A 25,741-nucleotide genomic window follows, 5' to 3' on the forward strand; every position below is an offset into this window, starting at 1 on the left:
GGCTTGGCTTCCGGCTTGGCGGCCGCGGCTTGCGGCTTGGGCTCGGGCTCGGGTTTCGGCTCAGGCTTGGCTTCCACCACCGGCGGCTTAGGCTCGGGCTTGGCTTCCACGACTTGCGGAGCAGGCGCGGGCGCCGGTTCCGGCGCCTTCACCGGCTCAGCCGGGCGGGATTCCGCTGCGGCCGGCTGAGCGGCTGCGGCGTCTTCCGGACGCACCACGAAGCGCTTCTTGCGAGTCTCAACCTTGACGGTGCTGCCGTCGGCGGTCTTGATCTCGCTGGTGGACTTGCGCGTCAGCGCAATGCGCGACTCTTCGTCGCGCGCGCCATGGGAGCGCTTCAGATAGTCAAGAAGCTGGGACTTGTCTTGCGCGGATAGCGCGTCATCCGGCGAGCGCTTGCTCACGCCGGCCGCGCCCAGCTGTTCCAGCAGGCGTTCCGGTGTGAGGTTCAGCTCACTGGCAAATTGTTTTACGTTTGTCAAAACCATGCGTCTTCCCAAATTCTGTAAATTCTTTCCGGACAGGCCTTACTGGTCGAACCAGTGCTCGCGCGCCTTCATGATGACGGCGCGGGCGGTCTCGGCCTCCATGCCGGTCATGTCCACCAGATCGTCCACGGCCAGGTCGGCCAGGTCGTCGCGGGTGATCACGCCGCCATCGGCCAGCTTGCGAACCAGCTCGGCGTCCAGGCCCTCGATATCGCGCAGGCCATCGGAAACGCTTTCCACTTTTTCTTCGGACGCAATAGCCTGTGTCAAAAGAGCGTCACGCGCGCGGCTGCGCAGGTCGTTGACCAGCTCCTCATCAAACCCTTCAATTTCCAGCATTTCCGCAATCGGCACATACGCCACTTCTTCCAAAGCGGCGAAGCCTTCTTGCACCAGTACGGCGGCGACATCCTCGCTCACGCCCAGGGCGTTCACGAACAGATCGCGCACAGCGGCATCTTCCGCCTGGTGTTTTTCTTCTGCCTCGGCAACGGTCATGATGTTGAGGTACCAGCCGGTCAACTCGGCGGCCAGCTTGACGTTCTGGCCGCCACGGCCGATGGCCAGCGCCAGCTGTTCCTCTTCCACCACCACGTCCATGCTGTGGTTGTCTTCGTCCACCATGATGCGGCTGACTTCAGCCGGCGACAGCGCGTTGATCACGAACTGAGCCGGTTCCGGCGCCCACAGCACGATGTCGATGCGCTCGCCGCCCAACTCCTGGCTGACCGACTGCACGCGCGAACCGCGCATGCCGATGCAGGTGCCTTGCGGATCGATGCGGGCGTCATTGGCCTTGACGGCGATCTTGGCGCGCATCCCCGAATCACGCACGGCGGCCTTGATTTCCAGCAGGCCTTCGTCGATTTCCGGCACTTCCAGTTCGAACAGCTTGGTCAGGAACTCCGGAGAGGTGCGCGACAGCACCAGCTGCGGGCCGCGGCCCAGGCGATCGATGCGCAACAGGAAAGCCTTGACGCGGTCGCCCACGCGCAGGTTTTCCTTGGGGATCATCTGATCGCGCGGCAGCACCGCTTCCAGCTTGCCGCATTCGACGATGGCGTTGCCGCGTTCGATGCGCTTGATGGTGCCGGTCACCAGGTGCTCGCGGCGCTGCAGGAACTCGTTCAGCAACTGTTCGCGCTCGGCGTCGCGAATGCGCTGCAGAATCACTTGCTTGGCGGTTTGCGCGCCGATGCGGCCAAACTCCACGGCCTCCATCGACTCTTCGATGTAAGCGCCCAGCTCTATGCGCGGATCGCGCTCACGAGCGTCGACCAAGCCGATTTCCTTGCTTTCCGATTCCAGCAGCTCGTCTTCCACCACCAGCCAGCGGCGGAAGGTCTGGTACTGACCGCTGTGACGATCGATTTCGACGCGCACGTCCATCTCGTCATCGGTAAATTTTTTCTTGGTTGCCGAGGCAAGCGCCATTTCAAGGGCGGAGAACACCACATCCTTGCTGACATTCTTTTCGCTCGCCAGGGCATCCACCAGCAACAAAATCTCGCGACTCATTCATTCCTCTCCGATTTTTGTCCTTTTGCGTGGCTTTATGGCCGTCCAGACATCAAAACTCAGGCTCTAGCCTGGCCTTGTCGATATTGGCAAACGGAATCGCCACGATGCGGCCATCCACATCCAGCTTCACAGAGTCTTCCTCGACCCCGGCAAGACGACCGGTAAATTTCTTCTGCTGCTCGATCGGCATGCGCGTCTTGATCTTGGCAAGCTTTCCAGCGAAGCGGACGAAATCAGCCTCTTTCTTCAGCGGACGGTCCAAGCCCGGCGAAGACACTTCGAGTCGCTCGTAGTCGATGTTCTCGACCATGAAAAGGCGGGTAAAGTGATTGCTCACCTGGACGCAGTCTTCCACGGTGATGCCACCCGGCTTGTCGATAAAAACGCGAAAACCGCCCCCTGGGGTCATTTCAAAGTCGACCAACTCATAGCCGAGACCCGGCAGGGTGTTTTCCAGCAGCAAACGAACATCCATTGCTTTTTCCACAAATAAAAAATGGGCGAAACGCCCATCCCTAACCGACGCGATTGTAACCTATTCCATTGAAAAAGAAAACCGGCGCGCCGCCTTCCCCACTCCGGCGGCGGCGGCAGTTTGCAGCGGACTTCTTTGCGAGCGGTTCCAGTTACGGTACATTACCGAGCACTCAAACAGCAGTTTGACGTCAGAACCTGTTTACGATCTGCTGCGCGTCGGCGATACGGCGTTGAAAACGGCTTCGAAATGCTCATGTACCAACCGTACATTCCGCTTTCTCAGCCGTTTTCGCCTTGTCTCGCCTTAGCTCGCGAGATCGTGAACACGTTCTCAGTGGCGCCCAAGCCGCCACGACATAACAAATATATAGTCACCAAATAGGTACGACGCCCGCCGGCGCGCGACACGCTGGCGCGACTCTCGTTAACCAGCACGATGGAGAAACCGGGATTTATGGAAAAGGTGTGGCTCAAAAACTACCAGCCGGGCGTAGCTCACGAAATCGACATCAATCAGTTCCAGTCCGTGGTCGAGGTCTTCGACCGCAGCGTCAAGAAATTCCATGACCGCCCGGCGCTGGCCTGCATGGGCAAGGAGCTCAGCTATAGCGAAATGGATCAGCTCTCCGGCCGCTTCGCCTCCTTCCTGCAGCACAAGCTGGGGCTGAAAAAGGGCGACCGCGTGGCGGTGATGATGCCCAATCTGCTGCAATACCCGATCGCGGTGTTCGGCACGCTGCGCGCCGGCGGCACCGTGGTCAACGTCAACCCGCTGTACACCCCGCGCGAGCTGGAACACCAGTTGAAGGATTCCGGCGCGGAAACCATCGTGATCCTGGAGAACTTCGCCAGCGTGCTGGAGCAGGTGCTGCAGCGCACCCAGGTCAAGAACGTGGTGATCGCCTCCATCGGCGAGATGCTGGGCTTCGCCAAGGGCATGCTGGTCGATTTCGTGGTGCGCAAGGTCAAGAAGATGGTGCCGCCGTGGCGCCTGCCCGGCCACATCCGCTTCAAGGACGCGCTGGCGCAAGGCGCGAGCGCGCCGTACCAGCCGGTGGCGCTGAGTCACGACGACATCGCCTTCCTGCAATACACCGGCGGCACCACCGGCGTGTCCAAGGGCGCGATGCTGGTGCACCGCAATATCGTCGCCAATATGCTGCAGGCCGGCGAATGGGTGAAGCCGGCGATCCGCCCGGGGCAGGAAATCATCGTCACCGCGCTGCCGCTGTATCACATCTTCTCGCTGACCGCGAATCTGATGGTGTTCACCGAGATGGGCGCGCTCAACATCCTGATCACCAATCCGCGCGACATCCCCGGCTTCATCAAGGAGATGAGCAAATACCCGATTACCTGCATGACCGGGGTCAACACCCTGTTCAACGCGCTGCTGAACAATCCGGAATTCGCCAAGCTGGACTTCTCCACCTGGCGCCTGGCGCTGGGCGGCGGCATGGCGGTGCAAAAGGCGGTGGCAGACAAGTGGAAGCAGGTCACCGGCGTGACCCTGGTGGAAGCCTATGGCCTGACCGAGGCCAGCCCGGCGGTATGCATGAACCCGCTGGACCTGGCTGCCTACAACGGCACCATCGGCGTGCCGGTGCCCTCCACCGAGATGCAGTTGCGCGGCCCCGAGGGCGAGGAAGTCGCCCCCGGCGAGCAGGGCGAGTTGTGCATCCGCGGCCCGCAGGTGATGACAGGCTATTGGAACCGTCCGGACGAAACCGCCAAGGTGCTGAGCCCGGACGGCTTCCTCGCCACCGGCGACATGGCCATGCTGACGCCGGACGGCTTCGTCAAGCTGGTGGACCGCAAGAAGGACATGATCCTGGTGTCCGGCTTCAACGTCTATCCGAATGAGATCGAGGACGTGGTGGCCAGCCACCCGGGCGTGCTGGAAGTGGCTTGCATCGGCGTGCCGGACGACAAGTCCGGCGAAGTGGTCAAGGTGTTCGTGGTGCGCAAGGACCGCGCGCTGAGCGAGAAGGACATCGTCCAGCACTGCCGCGACAATCTGACCGGCTACAAGGTGCCCAAGCTGGTAGAGTTCCGCGACGAATTGCCCAAGACCAATGTCGGCAAGATCCTGCGCCGCGCGCTGCGCGACGAGAGCGGCGCCGCCAAGCCGGCCTGACCATGCCACGCAGATGAAATCGCCGCCGCCCGCTCCTGGGCGGCGTTTTTTTTGAGCGTGGGCGGCTACACTTGAAGCCTGACAGCCGCTCCTATCCAAATAACAGTTGTTTGTTCCGGGTGCACGATTATGTTGATGCTGCCGTTTTTCAAACTGATGGCCGAACGCCGCGCCAGCGACCTGTTCTTCACCAGCTTCTCCCCGCCGATGATCAAGCAGAACGGCGAACTGCTGCCGCTGAACGAAAAACCGCTGACCGCGGACATGGTCAAGCAGTTGGCCTACAGCCTGATGAGCGAGGAGGAGATCAGCTCGTTCGAGCAGGAGCGCGAGATGAATCTGGGCCATCCCGTCCCCGGCCTCGGCAGTTTCCGCATCAATATCTTCTGGCAGCGCGGCTCGGTGGGCATGGTGGTGCGCTACATCCTGCCCAACATCCCCTCGCTGGAGCAGTTGCAATTGCCGCCGGTGCTCAGCGAGCTGATCAAGCTCAAGCGCGGCCTGATCCTGGTGGTCGGCTCCACCGGCTCCGGCAAGAGCTCCACCGTGGCCGCGATGCTGCAAACCCGCAACCAGAGCATGAGCGGCCACATCCTCACCGTGGAGGATCCGATCGAGTTCCTGTTCCGCCACGACAAATCCATCGTCAACCAGCGCGAAGTCGGCTTCGACACCCTCTCCTACGCCCGCGCGCTGAAAAACGCGATGCGCGAAGCGCCGGACGTGCTGATGATAGGCGAGATCCGCGACCCGGAAACGCTGACCCAGGCGGTGACCTACGCCCAGTCCGGCCATTTGTGCATTTCCACGCTGCACGGCAACAACAGCTACCACATGCTGAGCCGGGTCATCAATTTCTTCCCGGCGGAAAGCCGCGCCGCGCTGCTGATGGACCTGTCCGCCGCGCTCAAAGCGGTGGTTTCGCAACGGCTGATCCCCACTCTGGACGGCGGGCGGGTGCCGGCGATCGAGATTCTGATCAACAGCGCGCGCATTTCGGAGTTGATCCGCAACGGAGAGATAGACAAAATCAAGGAAGCCATCGAAAACAGCATGAGCGATGGTTCGCAAACCTTCGAACAGGCGTTGTACCGGCTGTATAGCGCGGGCCGCATCAGCCTGGACGAGGCACTGAGAAACGCCGACTCACCCACCAATCTGTACTGGCTGATCAATCAGACCAAGGAAAAACCGGCGAGCGGCGACAACAAGAAACCCGATGGCGGCGAGCCGCCAAGCTTCGACAGCATCAAACTGGACCTGTAACCCACCCATGATCACTCTTTACGGCATCCCCAACTGCAGCACTGTCAAGAAAGCCCGCCAATGGCTGAGCGACAACGGCCTCGATTACCATTTCCATGATTTCAAGAAACAAGGCGTGGACGCCGCCAGCCTGGAGCAATGGGCGAGCGCGGTCGGCCTCGCCAAGCTGATCAATCGCCAGGGCACCACCTGGCGCGCATTACCGGACGAAGTCAAGGCCGGCGCCGAGCAATTGCCGGCCGCGCTGGCGCTGATGCAGGCCAACCCCTCGGTGATCAAGCGCCCTGTACTGGACGCCGGCGGCAAGATCAGCGTCGGCTTTATCGAAGCCGACTGGGCGGAGCGTCTGCTGAAATGAGCGCCACCCTAGAACTGGCGCGGCAGCTGATCCGGCTGGATTCGGTAACGCCACGCGACCAAGGCTGCCAGGAGCTGATGATAGCCCGGCTGGAAGCCATCGGCTTTCGCGTCGAGCGCATGCGCTTCGGCGAGGTCGACAACTTCTGGGCGCGCCGCGGCGACGCCGGCCCGCTGGTCTGCTTCGCCGGCCACACCGATGTGGTGCCCACCGGCCCGCTGGAGCAATGGGACAGCCCGCCGTTCGAGCCCACGGTGCGCAACGGCCTGCTCTACGGCCGCGGCGCCGCCGACATGAAGGCTTCGCTGGCCGCCTTTGTCACCGCCTGCGAAGACTTCGTCGCCGCCCGCCCCGACCACCCCGGCTCCATCGCCCTCTTGATCACCTCGGACGAGGAAGGCGTGGCGGTGGACGGCAGCGTCAAGGTGGTGGACGCGCTGGAGGCGCGCGGCGAGACCATGGACTATTGCATCGTCGGCGAACCCACCTCGGACCAGGCGCTGGGCGACACCATCAAGAACGGCCGCCGTGGCTCCTTGTCCGGCCATTTGATCGTGCACGGCATCCAGGGCCATATCGCCTATCCGCACCTGGCCAAGAACCCGGTGCACCTGATGGCGCCGGCGTTGGCCGAGCTGGCGGCGACGCGCTGGGATGAGGGCAACGCCTTCTTCCCGCCCACCAGCTGGCAGGTGTCCAATATCCACGCCGGCACCGGCGCCGGCAACATCATCCCCGGCCATTGCGACATCCGCTTCAACTTCCGCTTCTCGCCGGAGAGCAGCGCGGAATCACTGAAGGAGCGCGTCTGCGCCATCCTGGACCGCCATGGCCTGGGCTACGAGTTGCATTGGCAGCTGTCCGGCCAGCCTTTCCTGACCCAGCCAGGCAAGCTCACCGAGGCGCTTGGCCGCGCCATCGCCGAGATCGCCGGCCGCCAGGCGGAGTTGTCCACCACCGGCGGCACCTCCGACGGGCGCTTCATCAAGCGCGTCGCGAGCGAACTGGTGGAATTCGGCCCGGTCAACGCCACCATCCACAAGCTAAACGAGTGCGTGGAAGTGGCCGACATTGAACCGCTGTCGGCGATTTACCGGCGCACGCTGGAACTGCTGCTGAACGCTGTCTAAGCCGAATTCCGGCTATGCTGAAACCGGTTGCGCCTGGCGCGGCCGGTTTTTTTGCTTTGCGGCGCGCCGCCGTGGCGCGGCGTCGACGCTTCCCGTCTCCCGCCTGAATGCGGCGGCCTCCTGCGAAAGGTATGATCCGAACCATGGAAGTCGAAATCGCAAAAATATTCATCGCGCTGCTGGTGCTGGTCAATCCGCTGGGCGCCATTCCCATTTTCATCAGCCTGACGCCCACCTCCAACCAGCTGGAGCGCAAGAAGATCGCCAAGACCACGGCCATCGCCGTGGCCATCGTGCTCTGCCTGTTCGCCGTCGTCGGCGAGACCTTGCTGCGCTTTCTCGGCATCAGCGTCGGCTCCTTCCAGGTGGGCGGCGGCTTGCTGGTGATGCTGATCGCCATCGCGCTGATGAACGCCAAGCCAGGGCCGACCAAGACCACCAAGGTGGAACGCGAAGAAGCCGAGACCAAGACCAATATCGCGGTAGTGCCGATGGCCATCCCGCTGATGACCGGGCCGGGCACCATCTCCACCGTGATCATCTATGCCACCACCGCATCATCCTGGGTACAGGTGGTTTATCTTTTAGTGAGCAGTTTGCTGGTGGCGATCACCTGCTACGGCGCGCTGGTGCTGGCCTCGCCGCTGTCGCGGCTATTGGGGCAGACCGGCATCAACATCGTCAACCGGGTGATGGGCATGTTGCTGGCGGCGGTGTCGGTGGAAATCATCGTTGACGGAATTTATCGTCTTTTCCCGCAGCTAACCCGCTGAAAATCGCGCAGAATCTGCTTATTCGGCAACATTCTCGCACGCACAACATCAATACAGTCCCAAGCGATTTTCCTCCGCCCGCATCGCTTCCCCCTGGCAGCGGCGCGGGCGAATATCGCACAAAACACACTGTTTTTACTAGTATTTCTTGATTTAAACGCTGTCCTTGCAGTCTGCGCCTGTATATGGACAGATGACGCTGTATACACATTTTAAGGGTGAACTGTTCATTGTTTGTACCGATCCCAAGCAGTACTAATAAGGGGTTTTCATTCAATGGGCATTTCACCATGTCTAGCCAGCACGCCGTCCCCATCAAAATCTACCCCCGACTGACTACCGGCCGTTTCAACAATGCGCGAGTATTCATGGTGCTCGCCACCCAGCTGGCTTTCTTCGGCCTGCCCTGGCTGCAGTGGAATGGCCGCCAGGCGGTGCACCTGGATCTGGAGCAGCACCGCTTCCTGATCTTCGGCCTCACTTTCTGGCCCCAGGACTTCATTTACTTCGCCGCCTTGCTGGTGATCTGCGCGCTGGGCCTATTCCTATGGACGGCGCTGGCCGGCCGACTCTGGTGTGGCTATAGCTGTCCGCAGACAGTCTATACCCAGATCATGATCTGGATTGAGCGGCTGACGCAGGGCGACCACAATGCACGCCGCAAGCTCGACGCCGCGCCGATGAGCGTGAACAAATTCACGCGCAAGACGCTGTCCCACAGCTTGATGGGCCTGTTCTCCTTGTTGACCGGCTTCACCCTGGTCGGCTACTTCACCCCGGTGCGCGAACTGGCCGCCGCCGCGCCCAGCCTGGCCTACGGCCCGTGGGAAAGCTTCTGGATCCTGTTCTACGGCGGCTTCACCTGGCTGCTGGCCGGCGTGCTGCGCGAAAAAGTCTGCCTGCACATGTGCCCGTACGCCCGCTTCCAGGGCGCGATGTTCGACAACGACACCCTGATCATCTCCTACGATAACCGTCGCGGCGAGCCGCGTGGCAAGGGCAAGCAAGCGGCCGACAAGGCGCGCGGCAGCTGCATCGATTGCGGCATCTGCGTGCAGGTCTGCCCCACCGGCATCGACATCCGCAACGGCCTGCAATATGAATGCATAGGCTGCGCCGCCTGTATCGACGCCTGCGACCAGGTGATGGACAAGATCCACGCGCCGCGCGGGCTGATCCGCTACACCAGCGCCGCCGCGCTGGAAGCCGCCGACAAGCCGCAACGCGCCGGCGGCAGCCACCGTCCGCGTGTCATCGTCTACTCCAGTCTGCTGGCCGGCATCATCGCGCTGTCCACCACCGCGCTGATCCTGAAAAAGCCGTTCAAGGTGGATGTGTTGCGCGACCGCGCCATCCTGGTGCGCGCCACCGACGACGGCCTGCTGGAAAACAGCTACAACCTGAAGCTGATCAACACCAGCGAGCAGGCGCAGCGCTTCAAGATCCAGGTGGAAGGCCTGCCCAGCCTGAGGCTGGACAAGCCCGGACAGGTGGTCGAAGTGGCGCCCACCCGCACCGAAACCGTCACCGTCAGGGTGCAGGCCGAACCCGAACACGCTACCCGCGGCGCGCACGACATCTATTTCGTGGTCAGCTCGCTGAGCCATGACGGTAGTATCATCAGGGAAAAATCCAGCTTCATCGGCGAATGAACGCGTGTTTTAGCAGTCCATCAGCAGTCATGCCGCGGCGCGCCGCCGCCGCGGCTCAACCGCCAGGAATACCATGAGCAAGACCAGTCAACTGAGCCAGCGCTTCCGCCATGCCATCGAGCAGGGCCATCTGCGCCCCGGCGACCGCATGCCTTCGCTGCGCAAGCTATGCCTGGACCACAAGGTCAGCATCACCACCGCCCAGCGCGCCTACGCCGAATTAGAAAAACAAGGCCTGATCGAATCGCTGCCCCGTTCCGGCTTCCGGGTGCTGGGCCTGTCCTCGCTGTCATTGCGGCAGGCGCCGCCGCTGCCGGACCATCCCGGCGAATTCCGCGCCGAACACCTGACCATGGCGTTGCCCATGCCCTGGGGCTGCCCGTTCATGAACCCGGTGCTGATCAACACCACGCCGCTGACTCGCGCGCTGACCCGCGCGCTCAGCGATTACCGCTACGCGCTGTCCAGCACCGATAGCGAGGGCTACGAGGGCTTGCGCCGCGAGCTGGCGCTGCGCTACCTGGCCCAGGGCGTGGAGCTGGACGGCGAGGAGATGCTGATCACCTGCGGCGGCATGGAGGCGCTGAACCTGGCGATCCGCGCGGTGGCCCGCCTCAGCGGCAGCGATTGCATGCTGGTGATCACCCCGGCCTTCCCGCCCATCTTCGAGCAGCTGGAACAACTGGCGTTGCGCCCGGTGGGCTTTAACTGTCCACCCGGCCAGCCGCTGGACCTGGAGCGGCTGGAAGCATTGCTGATCCAGCATCAGCCGGCCGCCATCATCGCCATGCCCAATTTCCAGCACCCCACCGGCCAGGTGATGAGCGATTCGCAAAAAGCCGCGCTGCTGGCGCTGGCGGAACGCCACCGCGTGCCCATCATCGAGGACGACACCTACCGCGAGCTGTACTTCGGCGAAGGCGCGCCATTGCCGCTCAAGGCTTTCGATCAGCGCGGCAGCGTGCTGCACTGCTCCTCGTTCAGCAAATCGCTGGCGCCGGGCTACCGCGTCGGCTGGATCGCCGCCGGGCGCTTCCGCGACAGCGTGATGGGCTTGAAGCTGTGCAGCTCACTGGCCACGCCGCTACCCAGCCAGATGGCGCTGGCGCGGCTGCTGGCCGGCGGCCACCACGAGGACATGCTCAGCTTGCTGCGCCAGCGCCTGCAAAACAATCTGGCCGCGCTGCAACAGCAAATCGCCACCCATTTCCCAGCCGACTGCCGGATGGCGCTGCCGCTGGGCGGCTACTTCCTGTGGGTGGAACTGCCGCCCGGCGTCGACTGTCGCCGCTTGCTGCCGATGGCGATGCAGCAGGGCCTGCACTTCGCGCCGTCCCAGCTGTTCCACACCCCGGGCCAGGACGCCGGCAATGCGATGCGGCTGAACTTCAGCTTCTACGATCCGCTGCAGCAACGCTCCGGCGTGCCGCTGCTGGCTGAACTGCTCAGCCCGGCCAGCGCCTACTGACGCCGCGCGCAAAAAGCCCGGGACCAAGAACCTGTGCACGATCTCGCGAGCTAGAGCGAGACAAGGCGAAAACGAGCGAAAAAGCGGAATGTACAAGTGGTACATGAGCATTTTGAGCTTGTTTTTAACGCCGTATCGCCGAAGCGCAGCAGACATTGAACAGGTTCTAAGGTCCCGGGCGCGCATTCCACCCTGACTATTGCATCACCGCCCGCGTCGCCCACTGGCCGTTCTTGACCTCGGAAATCGTCACCGCCGCCTTATTGAGATCGCCCTTGGCGTTGAAGGAAAAATCGGTGCTGACCCCGACGTAGCTGAGCTTGGCCAATACCGGCATATAACGCGCCGGTTCCACCGAGCCCGCCTGCTGCATCGCGGCGGCCACCAGCATCATGCCGTCGTAGAACTGCGGCCCCAACCGCACCACATCCTGTTTGAAACGCGCCTGGTAGCGCTGGCGGAAAGCCTTGCCCGCCGGCCTGTCGTTCAGCTGGCCGCCGGGAATGCCGGCGAAGTGGCCGTTGGCGCTATCGCCGGCCAGGCTGAGAAAAGTCGGGGTCTGCAGCATGTCGCCGCCCAATAGCCTGGCGTCCAGCCCCAGCCGCTTCATCTGTTTGGCCATCGGCGCGGCCTGGGCGTCGGCGCCGCCGTAAAACACCACCTGCGGCCGCAGCGGCTTGACCGCAGTCAGGATGGCGGAAAAATCATTGGCCTTGTCATTGGTGTACTCGCGACGAGCGATCTTGCCGCCGCTGGCCTGTACCGCCTTGGCGAATTCGTCGGCGATGCCCTGACCGTAGGCGGTGCGATCGTCTATCACCACGATGCTGCTCGCCTTCAGCGTCTGCACCGCGAAACGTCCCAGCGCGGCGCCCACCTGGCTGTCGCTGCCCACCAAGCGGAAAGCGGTGCGGTAGCCCTGCTGGGTATAGGCGGGATTGGTGGACACCGACAGTTGCGGAATGCCGGCCGCGGCGTAGATGCGCGCCGCCGGGATGGATACGCCGGAATTGAAATGGCCGAGCACCGCCTTCACGCCGGCGTCGACGAAGCGCTGCGCCACCTGGGTGCCGATGCGCGGATCGGCCTGGTCGTCCTCCGCCAGCAGTTGGAAGCGCACCGGCTGGCCGCCGATCTGCGGCTTGCGCGCGTTCAGCTCGTCCACCGCCAGCCGCGCGGCGTTTTCATTGTCCTTGCCGTAATGCGCTTGCGGACCGGACAAGGGCGAGGCGAAGCCGATCTTGATCACGGTTTCGGCGGCGGCCGCCTGGACGCCCAGCAATAGCGCGGCGCCGGCGAACGCCGCCCGCAGGGGGATAATGGGTTTCATCTTGTCTCTCCTTTGTTTTGACATCGGTGCTGCGGAATACGACCGGCACCGCGGCAGCGGCGCCGGCCGGATACTAGTTCACATACCAGATGGTCTTGGTCTGCTGGTATTGCTCCAGCGCCTCCAGCCCCTTGTCGCGACCGCCGAAGCCTGATTGCTTGAAGCCGCCGAACGGCGTGGTGATATCGCCCTCGGAGAAGCCATTGACCGACACCGTGCCGGCGCGCAAGGCGGCGACGACGCGCTGCGCGCGCCTGACATCGCGGGTGTACAGCGAGGCGGCCAGGCCGAAAACGCTGTCATTGGCCAGGCGCACCGCTTCTTCTTCGCTGTCGAAGGTGCTCACCGCCAGGATCGGGCCGAAGATTTCCTCTTGGAAGATGCGCATCTTGGCGCTGACCTGGTCGAAGATAGTGGGTTCGATATACCAGCCACTGCCCAGCTCGGCGTGGATGCGGCCGCCATGAACCAGCCGCGCACCCTCGGCCTTGGCCGCTTCCAGATAGGCTTTCACCCGCTCGAAATGGGCTTGCTCCACCAACGGCCCCACCTGCACCGTCGGATCGGTGGGCAGGCCCAGCTTCCAGCCGGCCAAACGCCGCTTGAGCTTCTCCAACAAGGCGTCCTTGACGCTGGCGGCGACGATCAAGCGCGAACCGCAGCTGCAGTTCTCGCTCATATTCCAGAACGCCGCGGCCAGCACGTCGTCGACGATCTCGTCCAGCTCGGCGTCCTCGAACACCAGCTGCGGACTCTTGCCACCCAGTTCCAGCACCACTTCCTTCAGATTGCTGTCGGCGGAATAGCGCAGGAATAAACGCCCCACCTCGGTGGAGCCGGTGAAGGACACCATGTCCACGTCCGGATGCCGTCCCAGCGCCTCGCCCACAGCCTGGCCGGAACCGGTGACCAGGGTCAACGCGGCGGCGGGAATGCCGGCCTGATGCGCCAGCTGGGTGATGCGATAGGCACTGAGCGAGGTCTGCTTGGCCGGCTTCACCACCACCGAGTTGCCGGCTGCCAGCGCCGGCGCCACCTTCCACGCATACATCTGCGCCGGGAAATTCCACGGCAGCACCGCGCCCACCACGCCTATCGGCTCCTTGACGATGAAGCCCAGCGCATCCGGCCCGGTGGGCGCCACCTTGCCGTAGCATTTGTCTATCGCCTCCGCGTACCAGGCAAAGGTGTCCAGCGTGGCCGGCAGATCAGTGTTCAGGCATTCGGTGATGGGCTTGCCGGCGTCGATGCAGTCCAGCGCCGCCAGCTCTTCCACGTGTTCTTGCAATAGCGCCACCCAGCGCTGCATCGCCAGCTTGCGCTCCGCCGGCGGCCGGCGCGACCATTCGCCGGACTCGAAGCAGGCGCGCGCCGCCGCCACCGCGGCGTTGACATCGGCGGCGTCGCCGGCGGCGACATGACCGATCAGGCTGTTGTCCATAGGCGTCCGGTTGTCCAGCCGCTCGCCCCTGCCTTCGTGGCCGGGGATCAACGGGCCGGCCCACAAGCGCCCGGCGCGGGCGTGTTCGAATACGGCTTCCTTGCTTAATGACATTGCAGTCTCCTTTAACGATCGAACGCGGCCAGCGCGTCAAGGAAAGCCTTGGCTTCCGCGCCCGGCAGCGGCAGCAGCGGCAACCGCACATCGCCGGCCTCCACGCCGTGACGGCGCACGCCCAGCTTGGCCTTCTGGTTGTAGCCACCGGATTCCATCGCCTGGATAGCCGGATACATCGCCGCCATCAGCGTGCGCACCCGCGCCCAATCCTCGGCCTTGGCGGCGTTCAGCATCGCCACCTGCTCGCCGGGGAAGACATTGGCCGCGCCGCTGATCCAGCTGCGCACGCCCCAGAACAGGAAATCCGCCGCCTGGTCATCGCAACCGCAGATCACTTCGAAATCGGGCAAGCGCGCCTGGATCAGCGCCAGCGCGCGGCTGAAATCGCCGCTGCTTTCCTTGATGCCGACGATATTGGGCTCGCGGCTCAGCTCCGCCACGCTGGCGATGTCTATGGACACGCCGGCGCGCGCCGGGAAGTTGTAGAGGATGATGGGCAGCGCGCTGGCGGCGGCCACCGCCTTGAAATGGGCAACGATGCCGGCCTGATCCGGCAAGCTGTAGGCCGGCGGCGCCAGCATCAGCGCCTCGTAGCCCAGCTCCGCCGCCTGGCGCGCGCGCGCTATCGCGCCGCTGGTGGACAGATCGTTGGCGCCGGCGATCAGCCGCAGCCGCCCCTTGCCCGCCTTGGCCACGCACTCCAGCACTTGGCGGCGCTCGTCCTCGCTCAAGGCGTAATACTCGCCGGTGGTGCCGCAGGCGACCACGCCGGCGACGCCTTGTTCGATGAAACGCTCGACCAGCTGCCGCAGCGCCGCCAGGTCCAGATGGCCGTCGCGGTCGAACGGCGTGACGATGGGAACCAGAATGCCTTGTTGTTGCATAGCGTTTTTCCTTTACGCGGTGGGAATCCAGTGAAACGCAATGGCCGCCGGCCTCAAGCCGGGGCCGTTGCGGCGTCGGTACGAGTGCGCCAGATCGCGATATTGGCGTAGCCGTAGAACACGCTGATGGCGATCACCAGCAGGTGGTACCAGAGAAAAGGCAGATACTGCAGCGTGGACACGCCCAGCGTCGCCGCCATGAACACGCCGCCGTCGCTCCACGGCACCATGGGCGCGGTCACCGTGCCGCCGGCCTCGACATTGCGCGACAGCACCCGGCGCTCTATGCCCTGCAAGTCGTAATTGCGCTCGGTGATGGTGCTGGCGGTGATCAGCGACACATAGGCGGCGCCGCCGAAGAAGTTGCCGAAGAAACCGCCCAGAATCGTCGAAACGGTCAAGCGGCCCGGATTATTGGCCCAGCGCAGAAAATTGGCGCTGATCACTTCCAGGATGCCGGCGCGCTCCATCAGGCCGCCCAGGCCCAGCGCGAACAGGATCAGCGCGATCACGCTGAGCATGGACTCGATGCCGCCGCGATTGAGCAAGGTGTTGAGAAACTCGACGTCGGACGTGGTGCGGTTGCCGAAATAAGCGGTACGCACCGCGTCCAGCACGGGCATGTCCTGCGCCCACCAGGCGCAGACCACGCCCATCACCGGGATGGACGGCAGCCGCATCGTCAGCATCGCGATCACCGCCACCGCCGGCAGCAGCAGCCAGCCATTGATGGTGAAGTGCGAGGCCAGCGCCTGCATCGCCTGATCCGCGCGACTGGTGTCCAGACCGGCGTCGACATAGAAAAAACCGACGCCGAGGAACAGCAGCGCGGTCAGCACCGCCGCCGGCACGCTGACCCACATCATCGAACGGATATGGTCGATCAGGTCCACCTTGCACAAGGAGGCGGTCATCACCGTGGTGTCGGACAGCGGCGACATCTTGTCGCCGACGTAGGCGCCGGAAATCACCGCGCCGGCCACCAGCGGCAAAGGCATGCCGAAGCTGTAGCCTATGCCCATCATCGCGATGCCCGCCGTGCCGGCGGTGCCAAAGGAGGTACCGGTGGCCAGCGAGGTCAGCATGCAGATGATGAAGGCCGCGCCCAGGAAGATCTGCGGACTCATGATGGCCAGGCCGTAGTAGATGATGGCCGGCACCACGCCGCCGGCGATCCAGGTGCCGATCAAGGCGCCCACAGTGATCAACACCAGCACCGCCACCATGCCGTTGTAAATGCCCTGGATCAGGCCTTGCTGCATCGCGTCGTAACTATGGCCCAGCCAGTTGCCCAGGCCTATCACCAGGAACCAGCTGCTGAACAGCGCCAACTGGATGGGCAGGTCCAGCACATTCAGGAACAAGCACATGATGGCGATGAAGCCGGCCATTACCGCGACGACCTGGATTGCGCTCGGCAACCGTGGCGATCTTGCTTGCATGATGCTTCTCCTCTGCTTTAGTTATGCCGCGCGCGGAATCGAGTCCGCGGGCGGAAACGGCCCACGCGACCATCAGCCGGTGCATGGCCTGGCGCGCGAGACCAGACGAAAACGCGGCCATCGCCTTGGATTGGGAATCGCCCTAAGAACCTGTTTACGATCTGCTGCGCGTCGGCGATACGGCGTTGAAAACGCTCTCAGAATGCTCATGTACCCCCTGTACATTCCGCTGCCTCAACCGTTTTCGCCTTGTCTCGCCCACGTTCTAAAAACGCGCCAGCCGGTAGGGCCGCAGATCCAGGCCGCTGGGACGCTGCAGCAGCATGTCGCACAGCAGCGCGCCGGTGGTGGCGGCCAGCGTCAGGCCCAGATGACCATGGCCGAACGCGAAATACAGGCCCTGGCGATCCGGCGCCGGGCCTATCACCGGCACGGTGTCCGGCAACGACGGCCGGTTGCCCATCCACAGCGTCATGCCTTCGGTGGAAAAATCGCCGACGATGCGCCGCGCCTTGTCCAGCAGGATTTCGGCGCGCCGCCAATCCGGCGCCGCGTCGCGGTGCGCCAACTCCACGGTGCCGGCCAGGCGCAGGCCGCCGTCGGCCAGCGGCAGGATCACGAAGCTTTCGCTGGCGCACTGGATGAAATGGCGCAAAGCCACGCCGGCCTTGGGCAGATTGACGTGATAGCCGCGCTCGCTTTCCAGCGGCACCCGGTAGCGGCACTGCCGGGTGAAGCGATCGCTCCAGATGCCGGCGGTGACGATCACGTTTCCCGCCGCCAGCGTGCGGCCATCGGCGCAGACCACGCCGTCCACCTTGCCGCCGCGCTCGCTCAAGGCGGTCGCTTCCACTCGCTCGAAAGCGCCACCCGCGACGAGGAAGGCGTCGAACAGGCCGCGGCTGAACAGATAGGGATCATCGACATGGGACCAGGCCGCCACCTTGACCGCGCGCTCCCAGCCGTCCTGCAACATCGGCTCGCAGGCCTGCGCCGCCGACCGGTCCAGCGTCTGCCAGGCCACGCCGTGCTCGGCCTTGCGCCGCCACGCCGGCAAGGCCTGTTCCAGTTCGGCCGCGTCGCGATACAAGGTCAGCGCGCCGTGCCGCCGCCACATGCCATCCAAACCGGCCTGCGCCACCAGCGGCGCGTAATCGGCCGCGGCGCGGTTCAGCAGCGCCGCCAGCGCGCGGGTCAAGGCCGCCACTTGCGCCGGCCGGCTGGCCAGCGCGAAACGCGCCAGCCACGGCGCCAGCGAGGGCAGATAGCGCCAGCGCACCGCCAGCGGCCCCAGCGGGTCCAGCAGCCAGCCGGGCAGACGCCGCCACACGCCGGGCTCAGCCAGTGGAATCACATCGCTGACCGCCAGCGCGCCGGCGTTGCCGTAGCTGGTTTCCCGCGCCGGCTCGCCGCGGTCCAGCAGCAGCACCTCCAGGCCGGCTTGCCGCAGCTGCAGCGCCGTGGCGATGCCCACCACGCCGGCGCCGACGACAATGACTCGCTCGCTCATCTCAGGCCACCTCGAAGCCGTGGACGTAAGGATCGGCATCGTCCAGCAGGATGCGGTTGTAGCCGGTGAAGCGCGCCCAGCCCTGCACCGAGGGCACGATGGCCGGGTAGTCGCCGACCCGGGTTTCCTCGAGCACGCGGCCGATGAACTGGCTGCCGATGATGCTCTCGTGGACGAAATCCTCGCCGATGGCGAGCAGGCCGCGCGCGTGCCGCTGCGCCAGTCGCGCCGAGGTGCCGGTGCCGCAGGGCGAGCGATCCAGCGCCGATTCACCGTACAACACCGCGTTGGCGGCGCTGGAGCCGATGTTCTTGGGCGCGCCGGTCCACAGACAATGGCGCACGCCGCGGATATTGGGGTCCAGCGGGTGGACGATGTCGTAATGCCGGTTCAGGTATTCGCGCAGTTCGCGCCCCATCGCCACCAGTTGCGCCGGCGAAAAGTCGGCCATGTCGCGATAGCCCGGCTGCGTCTCGACGATGGGATAGAAATTGCCGCCATAGGCGATGTCCAACCGCAAGCGCCCCAGCACCGACACCTCGGCCTCCACATCGCGCAGATAGAGAAAGGACGGCACATTGGTCAGCGTCACCGCGGCGACCTTGTCGCCGTCCATCCGGTAGCGCGCCGCCACCTTGCCCGCCGGCGTGTCCAGATTCAGCACACCGGGCGTGGCCGGCGTCACCAGGCCATGCTCCAGCGCCATGGTGACCACGCCTATGGTTCCGTGGCCGCACATCGGCAGGCAGCCGCTGGTTTCGATGTACAGCACCGCGATATCGCAATCCTCTCGTGTCGACGGATACAGAAAAGCGCCGGACATCTGCGCATGGCCGCGCGGCTCGAACATCAGGCCGGTGCGTATCCAGTCATAGCGGCGCATGAAGTCCAGCCGCCGCTCCGCCTGCGTCTCCCCTTCCAGCTGCGGGCCGCCGTTCACCACCAGCCGCACCGGATTGCCGCAGGTATGGCCATCGAGACATTCAAATTCATGTACCGCCATCTTCGTGCTCCTCGCTTGGGATGGCCTCACTGTAACCGCGCTTATTTTTGAATACAATTTCCACATCCAGCCAGATGGGATCTTGCCTACAAAATTTCTTTCATTTACATGGAAATCAATATTTTTATCATTAAAATCAATAAATTAATTTATGTTGCGTTTTATACACCTTGCATCGCAGCATAAAAACAGACTGTTCATACCATTTTTATGGATACATAATTCTCAAAAATTGAATACAAAATTGCCGATGCGGCCCATGCCAGCCATTGCCGGCCCAGGGCGCGCCTGTGATAATTCGCCGGTTCAAACCGCCGACACCGCCATGACTCAAGCCAACACGCCGCGCCAGACCCTGACCTCCGCCACCACCGACGCATTGCGCCAGCGCATCCTGATGGGCGAATGGCCGGCCGGCACCCAGTTGCGGCAAGAAGCATTGTCCAAGGAGCTTGGCGTCAGCCGGGTGCCGCTGCGCGAAGCGCTGCGACAATTGGAAGCGGAGGGATTGGTGGCCATCACCGAGCGGCGCGGCGCGGTGATCGCCCAGCTATCGCTGCCGGAAGTGCTGGAATTGCTGCGCGTCAGAGTGCTGCTGGAATGCGATATGCTGCTGGAGGCGGTGCCGCGGCAGACCCAGGCGGATCTGGACGCCGCCGGCGCCTTCCTCGCCCAGTTCGAGGATGCGCTGCATAGGCGCGATGTCGGCACCTGGGGGATTCTGAATTGTCGTTTCCACCTGGCGCTGTACCAGGCGGCCAATCGACCGCAAACGCTGGCGCTGATCGAGCAACTGCACAACCGCACCGATCGCTATACCCGGATGCAGATCCTGCTGACCAATTTCAGCGACCGCGCCCATCGCGAGCACAGCGAGATGCTGGAATTATGCCGCCGCAAGGACGCGGTCAGCGCCGCTGCCTTTCTGCGACAGCACATCCTCAACGCCGAAGAGGCGCTGGAAGCCTGGCATCAGACACACCAAGGGGAAAGCGGCCGCGGCGTGGCGGCCAGACAGGCCTGAGCCCACATCCTGGGCACATTGCATGACCATGCCCTGTCACGCCTATCGATCGCTGATGGCCGCCACCGATTCGACGACTCACTTCTCATCCCATCCAGTTTACCGACCGTGAGCCCACCTTGATCGGCAAGGTTTGCCATACCTAGATAGTCAATATGAATACTTTTCTTATATTCAAAATAGCTCTATTGACATTACAATTTTGATCGTTTGATTATTATCAAATAATGCACAGTTTTGAAAATGCTATAGGCATCAAAATAACAGAAAAACATATTCCCCAGACAAAGCGATATTGATTCCCTTAGGCTTACCGCTTTGTTTAACAAACAAAAATCATACTCCCACACCACCCCACACAGTCCTGCCCACCCCAATCTGTATACATCTGATCACACCAAACTGTACATTGCCTGTATCCATACAATGCGATAACAATGCTCACGACAATTAAAAAGCGATTCATCATAATTAGGCTATGAATTTCAGCGCATAGCCCGATTGTCAGACGATTGCCTGACAACATGAAATCGCCCGCCGCCGGAAGCAACTGTCGGACCTGCGTTCCATCCGGCACCTCTTATCGTGTCAGCTGAAACAAAATGAGCCATTGTGATGCCACATTTAGACAGAAAATATGACATTCAAGAACTGAATGATAATCAGATCGCCATAAACATTAATGGCGACACCGTAGCCGCCGCCCAGGGCGAGACCGTGCTCAGCGTGCTCAACGCCATCGGCCTGCGCCGCGTTGCCCGCAACGACAATCAGCAAACCATGGCCTCCTACTGCGGCATGGGCGTTTGCCATTGCTGCCTGGTGCGCATCGACGGCCGCTACAAGCGCCGCGCCTGCCAGACCGTGGTGCAGCCTGGCATGCGGGTGGAAACCGGAGCCAATCGTATCGAGCAGGAGGGCTTGCAATGAGCTTGCGCCCCGTCATCGTCGGCGGCGGGCCGGCCGGCATGGCCGCCGCCATCGAACTGGTCAAGCACGGCCTGCCTTGCACCCTGCTGGATGAAGCCTCCCGCCTTGGCGGCGTGGTATACCGCGGCCCCTTGCGCCAGGGCGTGACCCTGGACTATCTGGGCGAGCGCTATCGCGACGCGATGCACGCCCTGCACGCGGAATTCGCCGAGGTCGCCCATGCGGTGGACGTCAAGCTGAACAGCCGCGTCGTCGGCGGCGAGGCCGGCCAATGGCTGTACGCGCTGAACGCGGAAGAAAAGGTGGAGAAGATAGACTTCGAGCACTTGCTGCTATCCGCCGGCTGCCACGAGCGCAGCGTGCCCTTCCCCGGCTGGACTCTGCCAGGCGTGATCATGCTGGGCGGCCTGCAACTACAGATCAAGAGCGGCGTGGTCAAGCCGCTGGGCCGCACCACCATTGTCGGCACCGGCCCGCTGCTGCCGCTGGTCGCCTGTCAATTGCACCGCGCCGGCGCCGCCGTGCAAGGGGTCTACGAAGCCTGCTCCTTCAGCCGCATGGCCAAGGAAACCCTGGCCATGCTCAATAAGCCGCAGCTATTCCTGGACGGCCTGAGCATGCTGGCCTACCTGAAACTGCACGGCATCCCGCTGCATTACGGCTGGGGCGTGGTGGAAGCCTGCGGCCAGCAGGAATTGCAGCAAGTCACCGTCGCGCCTTACGACGACAACTGGACGCCGGATCTGAACCAGGCCGTCAACCTGGCCACGGAAACCCTGGCGGTCGGCTATGGCTTCATCCCGCGCACCCAGCTGACCCAGCAAATGGGCCTGCGCCACGCTTACGACTCCGACGGCTTCCTCAAGCCGGAAATCAACGACTGGCAGCAAAGCAGCGAAAGCCACATCCACCTGGCCGGCGACATCGGCGGCCTGCGCGGCGGCGAAGCCGCCATGCTCAGCGGCCGCATCGCCGCCCAGTCCATCCTCAAGCAACGCGGCGCGATCAGCGCCGAGCTGGCCGAAAAGAACCGCCAGCGCTACCTGACCGAACTGAAAGCGATACTGCGCTTCCGCGTCGGCATCGACAGCTTCACCCAACGCGGCAGCGGCCAGCTGTCGCTGCCGCGCGAAGACACCGTGATCTGCCGCTGCGAAAACGCGCTGCGCAAGGACATAGACACCGCGCTGGAACAGGGGGTGCAGGATTTGATCAGCCTGAAGATGCGCACCCGCGTCAGCATGGGCGATTGCCAGGGCAAGATGTGCGTCGGCTATTGCAGCGATCGGCTGCGCGAACATACCGGCAAGGCCGATGTGGGCTGGATCCGTCCGCGCTTCCCGCTGGACCCCTTGCCGTTCTCCGCCTTCCAAACCGAAACCGAAGAGGCCTGACCATGAGCAGACAATACGATATCGTGATTGCCGGCGGCGGCGTGATCGGCGCCTCTTGCGCCTACCAGCTATCCAAGCGCAAGGACTTGAAAATAGCGCTGATCGACGCCAAGCGCCCCGGCAACGCCTCGCGCGCGTCCGCCGGCGGCCTGTGGGCGATAGGCGAATCGGTTGGCCTGGGCTGCGGCGTGATCTTCTTCCGCATGACCTCGGCCAAGAACAAGCGCGAGGCGGCCGGCGCCGCCATCGCCGTGGACGCCAGCACCCCGCACATCCTGCCGGAATCCTTCTTCAATTTCGCGCTGGCTTCCAATGCGCTGTATCCGGCCCTGCATCAGGAATTGATCGAAAACCACGGCATGGATTTCAAGTTCGAGGAAACCGGGCTCAAATTCGTGATTTACGATGAAGAAGATCAGCTCTACGCCGAACACATCGCCGCGCAGATCCCCCATCTGTCCGACCAGGTGCGCTGGGTGGACCAGGCTCAGCTGCGTGCAAACGAGCCCTATATCAGCCATGAAGCCACCGGCGCGCTGGAATTCCTGTGCGACCACCAGGTCAGCCCCTTCCGCCTGACCGACGCCTACACCGAGGCGGCGCGCCAGAACGGCGTCGACGTGTTCTTCAACACCAATGTCACCGGCGTGCTCAAGCAAGGCTCGCGCGTCACCGGCGTGCGCACGCTGGAAGCCGGCGAATTCCATTGCCACACCCTGATCAACGCCGCCGGCTCCTGGGCCGCCGAGTTGAGCCAATGGGCGACCGGCGTCGATATTCCGGTCAAACCGGTCAAGGGCCAGATCGTGCTGTCGGAAAAGATGCCCAAGCTGCTGCGCGGCTGCATCACCACCAGCGATTGCTATATCGCGCAGAAGGACAACGGTGAAATCCTGATCGGCAGCACCACCGAGGACAAGGGCTTCGACGTCAGCAACACCTATCCGGAAATCGCCGGCCTGGTCAAGGGCGCGATCCGCTGCCTGCCGGAGATGAAGAACATCAATATCAAGCGCTGCTGGGCCGGCTTGCGCCCCGGTTCGCCGGACGAGCTACCCATCCTGGGGCCGATGCAGGGCGTGGATGGCTATCTGAACGCCTGCGGCCATTTCCGCACCGGCATTCTGACATCGGCCATCACCGGGGTGATGCTGGACGCGCTGGTGCGTGGCGAAACGCCGCCGCTGGACGTGAGCCCTTTCCTGGCCGACCGTTTTCACGCCGCACCCGTCAAACCGGCCGCGGCCGAGCTGATGCCGGCCTAAGAGCCAGTCAAAGACAAACCAGTTCCCAGATGTTCCTCTGTTACAGGCCGGCTAGTCCGGCCTGCTTTTTTTGTCCAGCCGAGTCCACCCTCTTACTGGCCAACGCCGCGACGTTCATACACCGCCTGCGCCAAGGTACCCAGGTCGACATACTCCAGCTCGCCGCCCACCGGCATGCCCCGCGCGATGCGCGTCACCTTCAGGCCGCGCTCCTTCAGCAGTTCGGCGATCATGTGCGCGGTGACCTCGCCCTCGGCGGTGAAATTGGTGGCGATGATCACCTCCTCCACCCCCTGGTCCTGGACCCGCACCAAGAGCTTGTCCAGATTGATGTCGCTCGGGCCGACATTATCCAGCGGCGAGATGCGGCCCATCAGCACGAAATACAGGCCGTCGAAGCACTTGGCCTGTTCCAGCGTCAGCAGATCCGCCGGCATCTCCACCACGCACAGCAAATCCTGCCGGCGCTCCTCGTCGGCGCAGATCGGGCACAGCGGCGTTTCGCTGAAGGTGTTGCAGCGCTCGCAGTGGGTCAATTGGGTCAGCGCACGGTCCAGCGCGCGCGCCAGCTTGTCCGCGCCCTTCTTGTCGCGTTGCAGCAGATGGAAGGCCATGCGTTGCGCGGTCTTGGGGCCGACGCCGGGCAGCACTTTCAGCGCGGAGATCAGGTGGTCTAGGGCGGGAGGATTCTTCATCGCGTTCACAATCGGGAAAAACGGCGGCGCAGGCGCGCATGCCGCCAGGCAAAGACCAAGTGGAAAATAGCGTAATGCAGCCGCAGCAGCAGCGGCGCGCGCGGTGCGAAGCCGACACGGTCCACCACTTCGCAACCGCCGGCCACCGCGCGCACCCGCCGCCGGTGCAGCCAGCGCCGCTGGGTCAGCATGGTCGAACGCTCGTCGAAGGCGCCCGGCTCCAGCCGCGTCAGCTCCAGCTCGTCATACTCCACCGGCAGCAGGCCGAACAACAGGATCCAGCAACGCCCTATGCGCGCCGGCGGCGCCAGCCCGGCGGGCAGCACATTGCCAGGCAAGCGCATGCGGAGCCAGGGGCGCAGCTCGGCATTGATGCCGACGGCGCTGGTGGCGTGCGCCCACACCTGGTCCGCATCGGCGCGCAGCCGGCTACGCACGGTGAAATGAGCGAATCGGCGCATCGCGGCCTCCATCGGACAACGCAAAAATGGCCCGGCGCGCGCCGAGCCATCCGGATAGCGAAGCCGCTGCGATCAGAACGGCAGCTTCATGCCGGCCGGCAGGTTCAAGCCGGCGGAAAAACCGGACATCTTCTCCTGAGTGGTGGCTTCCACCTTGCGCACCGCGTCGTTGAGCGCGGCGGCGATCAGGTCTTCCAGCATTTCCTTGTCTTCCTTGGCGTCTTCCAGCAGGCTGTCGTCCAGGCTGACGCGCTTGACATCGTGCGCGCAAGTCATCACCACCTTGACCATGCCGGCGCCGGACTGGCCTTCCACTTCCACCTTGGCCAGCTCTTCCTGCGCCTTTTTCATATTGTCCTGCATTTGCTGGGCCTGCTTCATCAGGCCGGCGATACCACCTTTGCCAAACATAATCGTTTCACTCCTTAACGGGTTGAATGGTTTCGATGAGCAGCGTCGCGTCGAATTCACGCACCATTTGCTGCACCACCGGATCGTTTTTCATATTCTCGCGGGCGATGTCCAACTGCTCCTGCCGATGGCGGGCGTCCTTCATCGCCGGCGTTTCCAGGCCCAGTTCCTCCACCGTCACCGTCAATTCCACCGGCCGGCCGAAACGCTCGCGCAAGGCGAGCTTGAGCTTGTCCTGGTAATCGCGGCTGGTCATGTGGCGGAAGCTTTCCGGCACCGCCAGCGCCAGGCCGTGCTGGCTCCAATCCTTCAATACCGCATTATGGGCCAGCATGCGCGCCGCGCCCAACTTGACGCCCAACTCGGTCACCAGCGCCTGCCAGTCGCCGTCGAACTCATAATCGACCGCTTCCTCCGGCGGCGCCTGCAGATAGGACGGCATCTCCTCGTCCGCCGCCGTGCCCTGGCCCCAGGGCACATCCTCCGGGCCGACATCGCCGGCCTTGTCCTCGTCTTCCTCGCTGGCCACTGGCGCCGCGGGCCGCGGCGGCGGGCTTGCCGGCG

24 protein-coding genes are annotated in these 25,741 nt (G+C 63.5%); 11 read left to right on the plus strand and 13 right to left on the minus strand.

Annotated features, from left to right (window positions below):
• The 3 genes from LQT98_RS13510 to rimP form a co-directional block, all read right to left on the minus strand.
• On the minus strand, nt 1-488 hold a 488-nt coding region (locus LQT98_RS13510), incomplete at its 3' end, for a translation initiation factor IF-2 N-terminal domain-containing protein (RefSeq protein WP_231462811.1).
• A gap of 39 nt (nt 489-527) precedes the next feature.
• Nucleotides 528-2,006 (minus strand): transcription termination factor NusA, encoded by a 1,479-nt coding sequence (nusA, locus tag LQT98_RS13515; protein WP_231462814.1) that lies wholly within the window; start codon nt 2,004-2,006, stop codon nt 528-530.
• Nucleotides 2,007-2,058: 52 nt separating this feature from the next.
• Complete coding sequence (gene rimP / locus LQT98_RS13520) at nt 2,059-2,484, minus strand: ribosome maturation factor RimP (RefSeq protein WP_048409119.1); 426 nt, start codon at nt 2,482-2,484, stop codon at nt 2,059-2,061.
• A 456-nt stretch (nt 2,485-2,940) separates the two neighbouring features.
• Between rimP and LQT98_RS13525 the strand changes: the two genes are divergently transcribed.
• The 7 genes from LQT98_RS13525 to LQT98_RS13555 all read left to right on the plus strand — a co-directional run bounded on the left by LQT98_RS13525 (nt 2,941) and on the right by LQT98_RS13555 (nt 11,270).
• On the plus strand, nt 2,941-4,623 hold the full coding sequence (locus LQT98_RS13525) for a long-chain-fatty-acid--CoA ligase (RefSeq protein ID WP_231462818.1): 1,683 nt from the start codon (nt 2,941-2,943) through the stop codon (nt 4,621-4,623).
• A 135-nt stretch (nt 4,624-4,758) separates the two neighbouring features.
• Nucleotides 4,759-5,889 (plus strand): PilT/PilU family type 4a pilus ATPase, encoded by a 1,131-nt coding sequence (locus LQT98_RS13530; protein ID WP_231462821.1) that lies wholly within the window; start codon nt 4,759-4,761, stop codon nt 5,887-5,889.
• A gap of 7 nt (nt 5,890-5,896) precedes the next feature.
• Nucleotides 5,897-6,247 (plus strand): arsenate reductase, encoded by a 351-nt coding sequence (locus tag LQT98_RS13535; RefSeq protein ID WP_048409851.1) that lies wholly within the window; start codon nt 5,897-5,899, stop codon nt 6,245-6,247.
• On the plus strand, nt 6,244-7,377 hold the full coding sequence (dapE, locus tag LQT98_RS13540; protein WP_231462823.1) for a succinyl-diaminopimelate desuccinylase: 1,134 nt from the start codon (nt 6,244-6,246) through the stop codon (nt 7,375-7,377). The genes LQT98_RS13535 and dapE overlap by 4 nt, the downstream gene beginning before the upstream one ends.
• 143 nt (nt 7,378-7,520) lie before the next feature.
• Entirely contained in the window at nt 7,521-8,150 is a 630-nt protein-coding gene (locus tag LQT98_RS13545) for a MarC family protein (RefSeq protein WP_048409849.1), read from the plus strand.
• A gap of 290 nt (nt 8,151-8,440) precedes the next feature.
• Nucleotides 8,441-9,802 (plus strand): cytochrome c oxidase accessory protein CcoG, encoded by a 1,362-nt coding sequence (ccoG, locus tag LQT98_RS13550; RefSeq protein WP_231462825.1) that lies wholly within the window; start codon nt 8,441-8,443, stop codon nt 9,800-9,802.
• Between the two features lie 73 nt (nt 9,803-9,875).
• The gene (locus tag LQT98_RS13555) at nt 9,876-11,270 is read left to right on the plus strand and encodes an aminotransferase-like domain-containing protein (protein ID WP_048409847.1); all 1,395 of its coding nucleotides are present in this window, start codon (nt 9,876-9,878) and stop codon (nt 11,268-11,270) included.
• Nucleotides 11,271-11,466: 196 nt separating this feature from the next.
• On the opposite strand, the gene LQT98_RS13560 is transcribed toward LQT98_RS13555, so the two are convergent.
• From LQT98_RS13560 to LQT98_RS13585, 6 genes are all read right to left on the minus strand, one after another.
• Nucleotides 11,467-12,600, minus strand: a complete 1,134-nt coding sequence (locus LQT98_RS13560; protein ID WP_231462827.1) for a branched-chain amino acid ABC transporter substrate-binding protein — start codon at nt 12,598-12,600, stop codon at nt 11,467-11,469.
• A 73-nt stretch (nt 12,601-12,673) separates the two neighbouring features.
• Entirely contained in the window at nt 12,674-14,155 is a 1,482-nt protein-coding gene (locus LQT98_RS13565; RefSeq protein ID WP_231462829.1) for an aldehyde dehydrogenase, read from the minus strand.
• An 11-nt stretch (nt 14,156-14,166) separates the two neighbouring features.
• On the minus strand, nt 14,167-15,042 hold the full coding sequence (dapA, locus tag LQT98_RS13570) for a 4-hydroxy-tetrahydrodipicolinate synthase (RefSeq protein WP_048409844.1): 876 nt from the start codon (nt 15,040-15,042) through the stop codon (nt 14,167-14,169).
• A 53-nt stretch (nt 15,043-15,095) separates the two neighbouring features.
• Nucleotides 15,096-16,484, minus strand: coding sequence for a Na+/H+ antiporter NhaC (gene nhaC / locus LQT98_RS13575; protein WP_231462832.1), 1,389 nt, complete (start codon nt 16,482-16,484; stop codon nt 15,096-15,098).
• A 265-nt stretch (nt 16,485-16,749) separates the two neighbouring features.
• Entirely contained in the window at nt 16,750-17,994 is a 1,245-nt protein-coding gene (locus LQT98_RS13580) for an NAD(P)/FAD-dependent oxidoreductase (protein WP_231462833.1), read from the minus strand.
• Nucleotide 17,995: 1 nt separating this feature from the next.
• Nucleotides 17,996-18,997 carry a 4-hydroxyproline epimerase gene (locus tag LQT98_RS13585; RefSeq protein ID WP_231462836.1) on the minus strand — a complete coding sequence of 334 codons (1,002 nt, stop codon included), beginning with the start codon at nt 18,995-18,997 and terminating at the stop codon, nt 17,996-17,998.
• A gap of 325 nt (nt 18,998-19,322) precedes the next feature.
• Between LQT98_RS13585 and LQT98_RS13590 the strand changes: the two genes are divergently transcribed.
• The 4 genes from LQT98_RS13590 to hcnC all read left to right on the plus strand — a co-directional run bounded on the left by LQT98_RS13590 (nt 19,323) and on the right by hcnC (nt 23,610).
• The gene (locus LQT98_RS13590; RefSeq protein WP_048409840.1) at nt 19,323-20,021 is read left to right on the plus strand and encodes a GntR family transcriptional regulator; all 699 of its coding nucleotides are present in this window, start codon (nt 19,323-19,325) and stop codon (nt 20,019-20,021) included.
• Between the two features lie 615 nt (nt 20,022-20,636).
• A complete protein-coding gene (locus LQT98_RS13595) occupies nt 20,637-20,951 on the plus strand; it encodes a (2Fe-2S)-binding protein (RefSeq protein WP_048409839.1) in 315 nt (104 codons plus the stop codon).
• Nucleotides 20,948-22,345 carry an FAD/NAD(P)-dependent oxidoreductase gene (locus LQT98_RS13600; protein WP_231462839.1) on the plus strand — a complete coding sequence of 466 codons (1,398 nt, stop codon included), beginning with the start codon at nt 20,948-20,950 and terminating at the stop codon, nt 22,343-22,345. Before LQT98_RS13595 ends, LQT98_RS13600 begins: the two co-directional genes overlap by 4 nt.
• Nucleotides 22,346-22,347: 2 nt before the next feature.
• Nucleotides 22,348-23,610, plus strand: a complete 1,263-nt coding sequence (hcnC, locus tag LQT98_RS13605; RefSeq protein WP_231462841.1) for a cyanide-forming glycine dehydrogenase subunit HcnC — start codon at nt 22,348-22,350, stop codon at nt 23,608-23,610.
• A 92-nt stretch (nt 23,611-23,702) separates the two neighbouring features.
• Here the strand turns inward: hcnC and recR are convergent, their stop codons facing one another.
• From recR to LQT98_RS13625, 4 genes are all read right to left on the minus strand, one after another.
• Complete coding sequence (recR, locus tag LQT98_RS13610) at nt 23,703-24,305, minus strand: recombination mediator RecR (protein WP_231462843.1); 603 nt, start codon at nt 24,303-24,305, stop codon at nt 23,703-23,705.
• Between the two features lie 5 nt (nt 24,306-24,310).
• Nucleotides 24,311-24,766 carry a hypothetical protein gene (locus LQT98_RS13615; protein WP_231462846.1) on the minus strand — a complete coding sequence of 152 codons (456 nt, stop codon included), beginning with the start codon at nt 24,764-24,766 and terminating at the stop codon, nt 24,311-24,313.
• A gap of 72 nt (nt 24,767-24,838) precedes the next feature.
• Nucleotides 24,839-25,177, minus strand: a complete 339-nt coding sequence (locus tag LQT98_RS13620) for a YbaB/EbfC family nucleoid-associated protein (RefSeq protein WP_231462848.1) — start codon at nt 25,175-25,177, stop codon at nt 24,839-24,841.
• Between the two features lie 7 nt (nt 25,178-25,184).
• Nucleotides 25,185-25,741 (minus strand): DNA polymerase III subunit gamma/tau C-terminal domain-containing protein (locus tag LQT98_RS13625; RefSeq protein WP_331282549.1); only part of this gene is annotated, 557 nt, incomplete at its 5' end.

The organism is Chromobacterium aquaticum (assembly GCF_021129195.1).
Lineage (GTDB): Bacteria > Pseudomonadota > Gammaproteobacteria > Burkholderiales > Chromobacteriaceae > Chromobacterium > Chromobacterium aquaticum.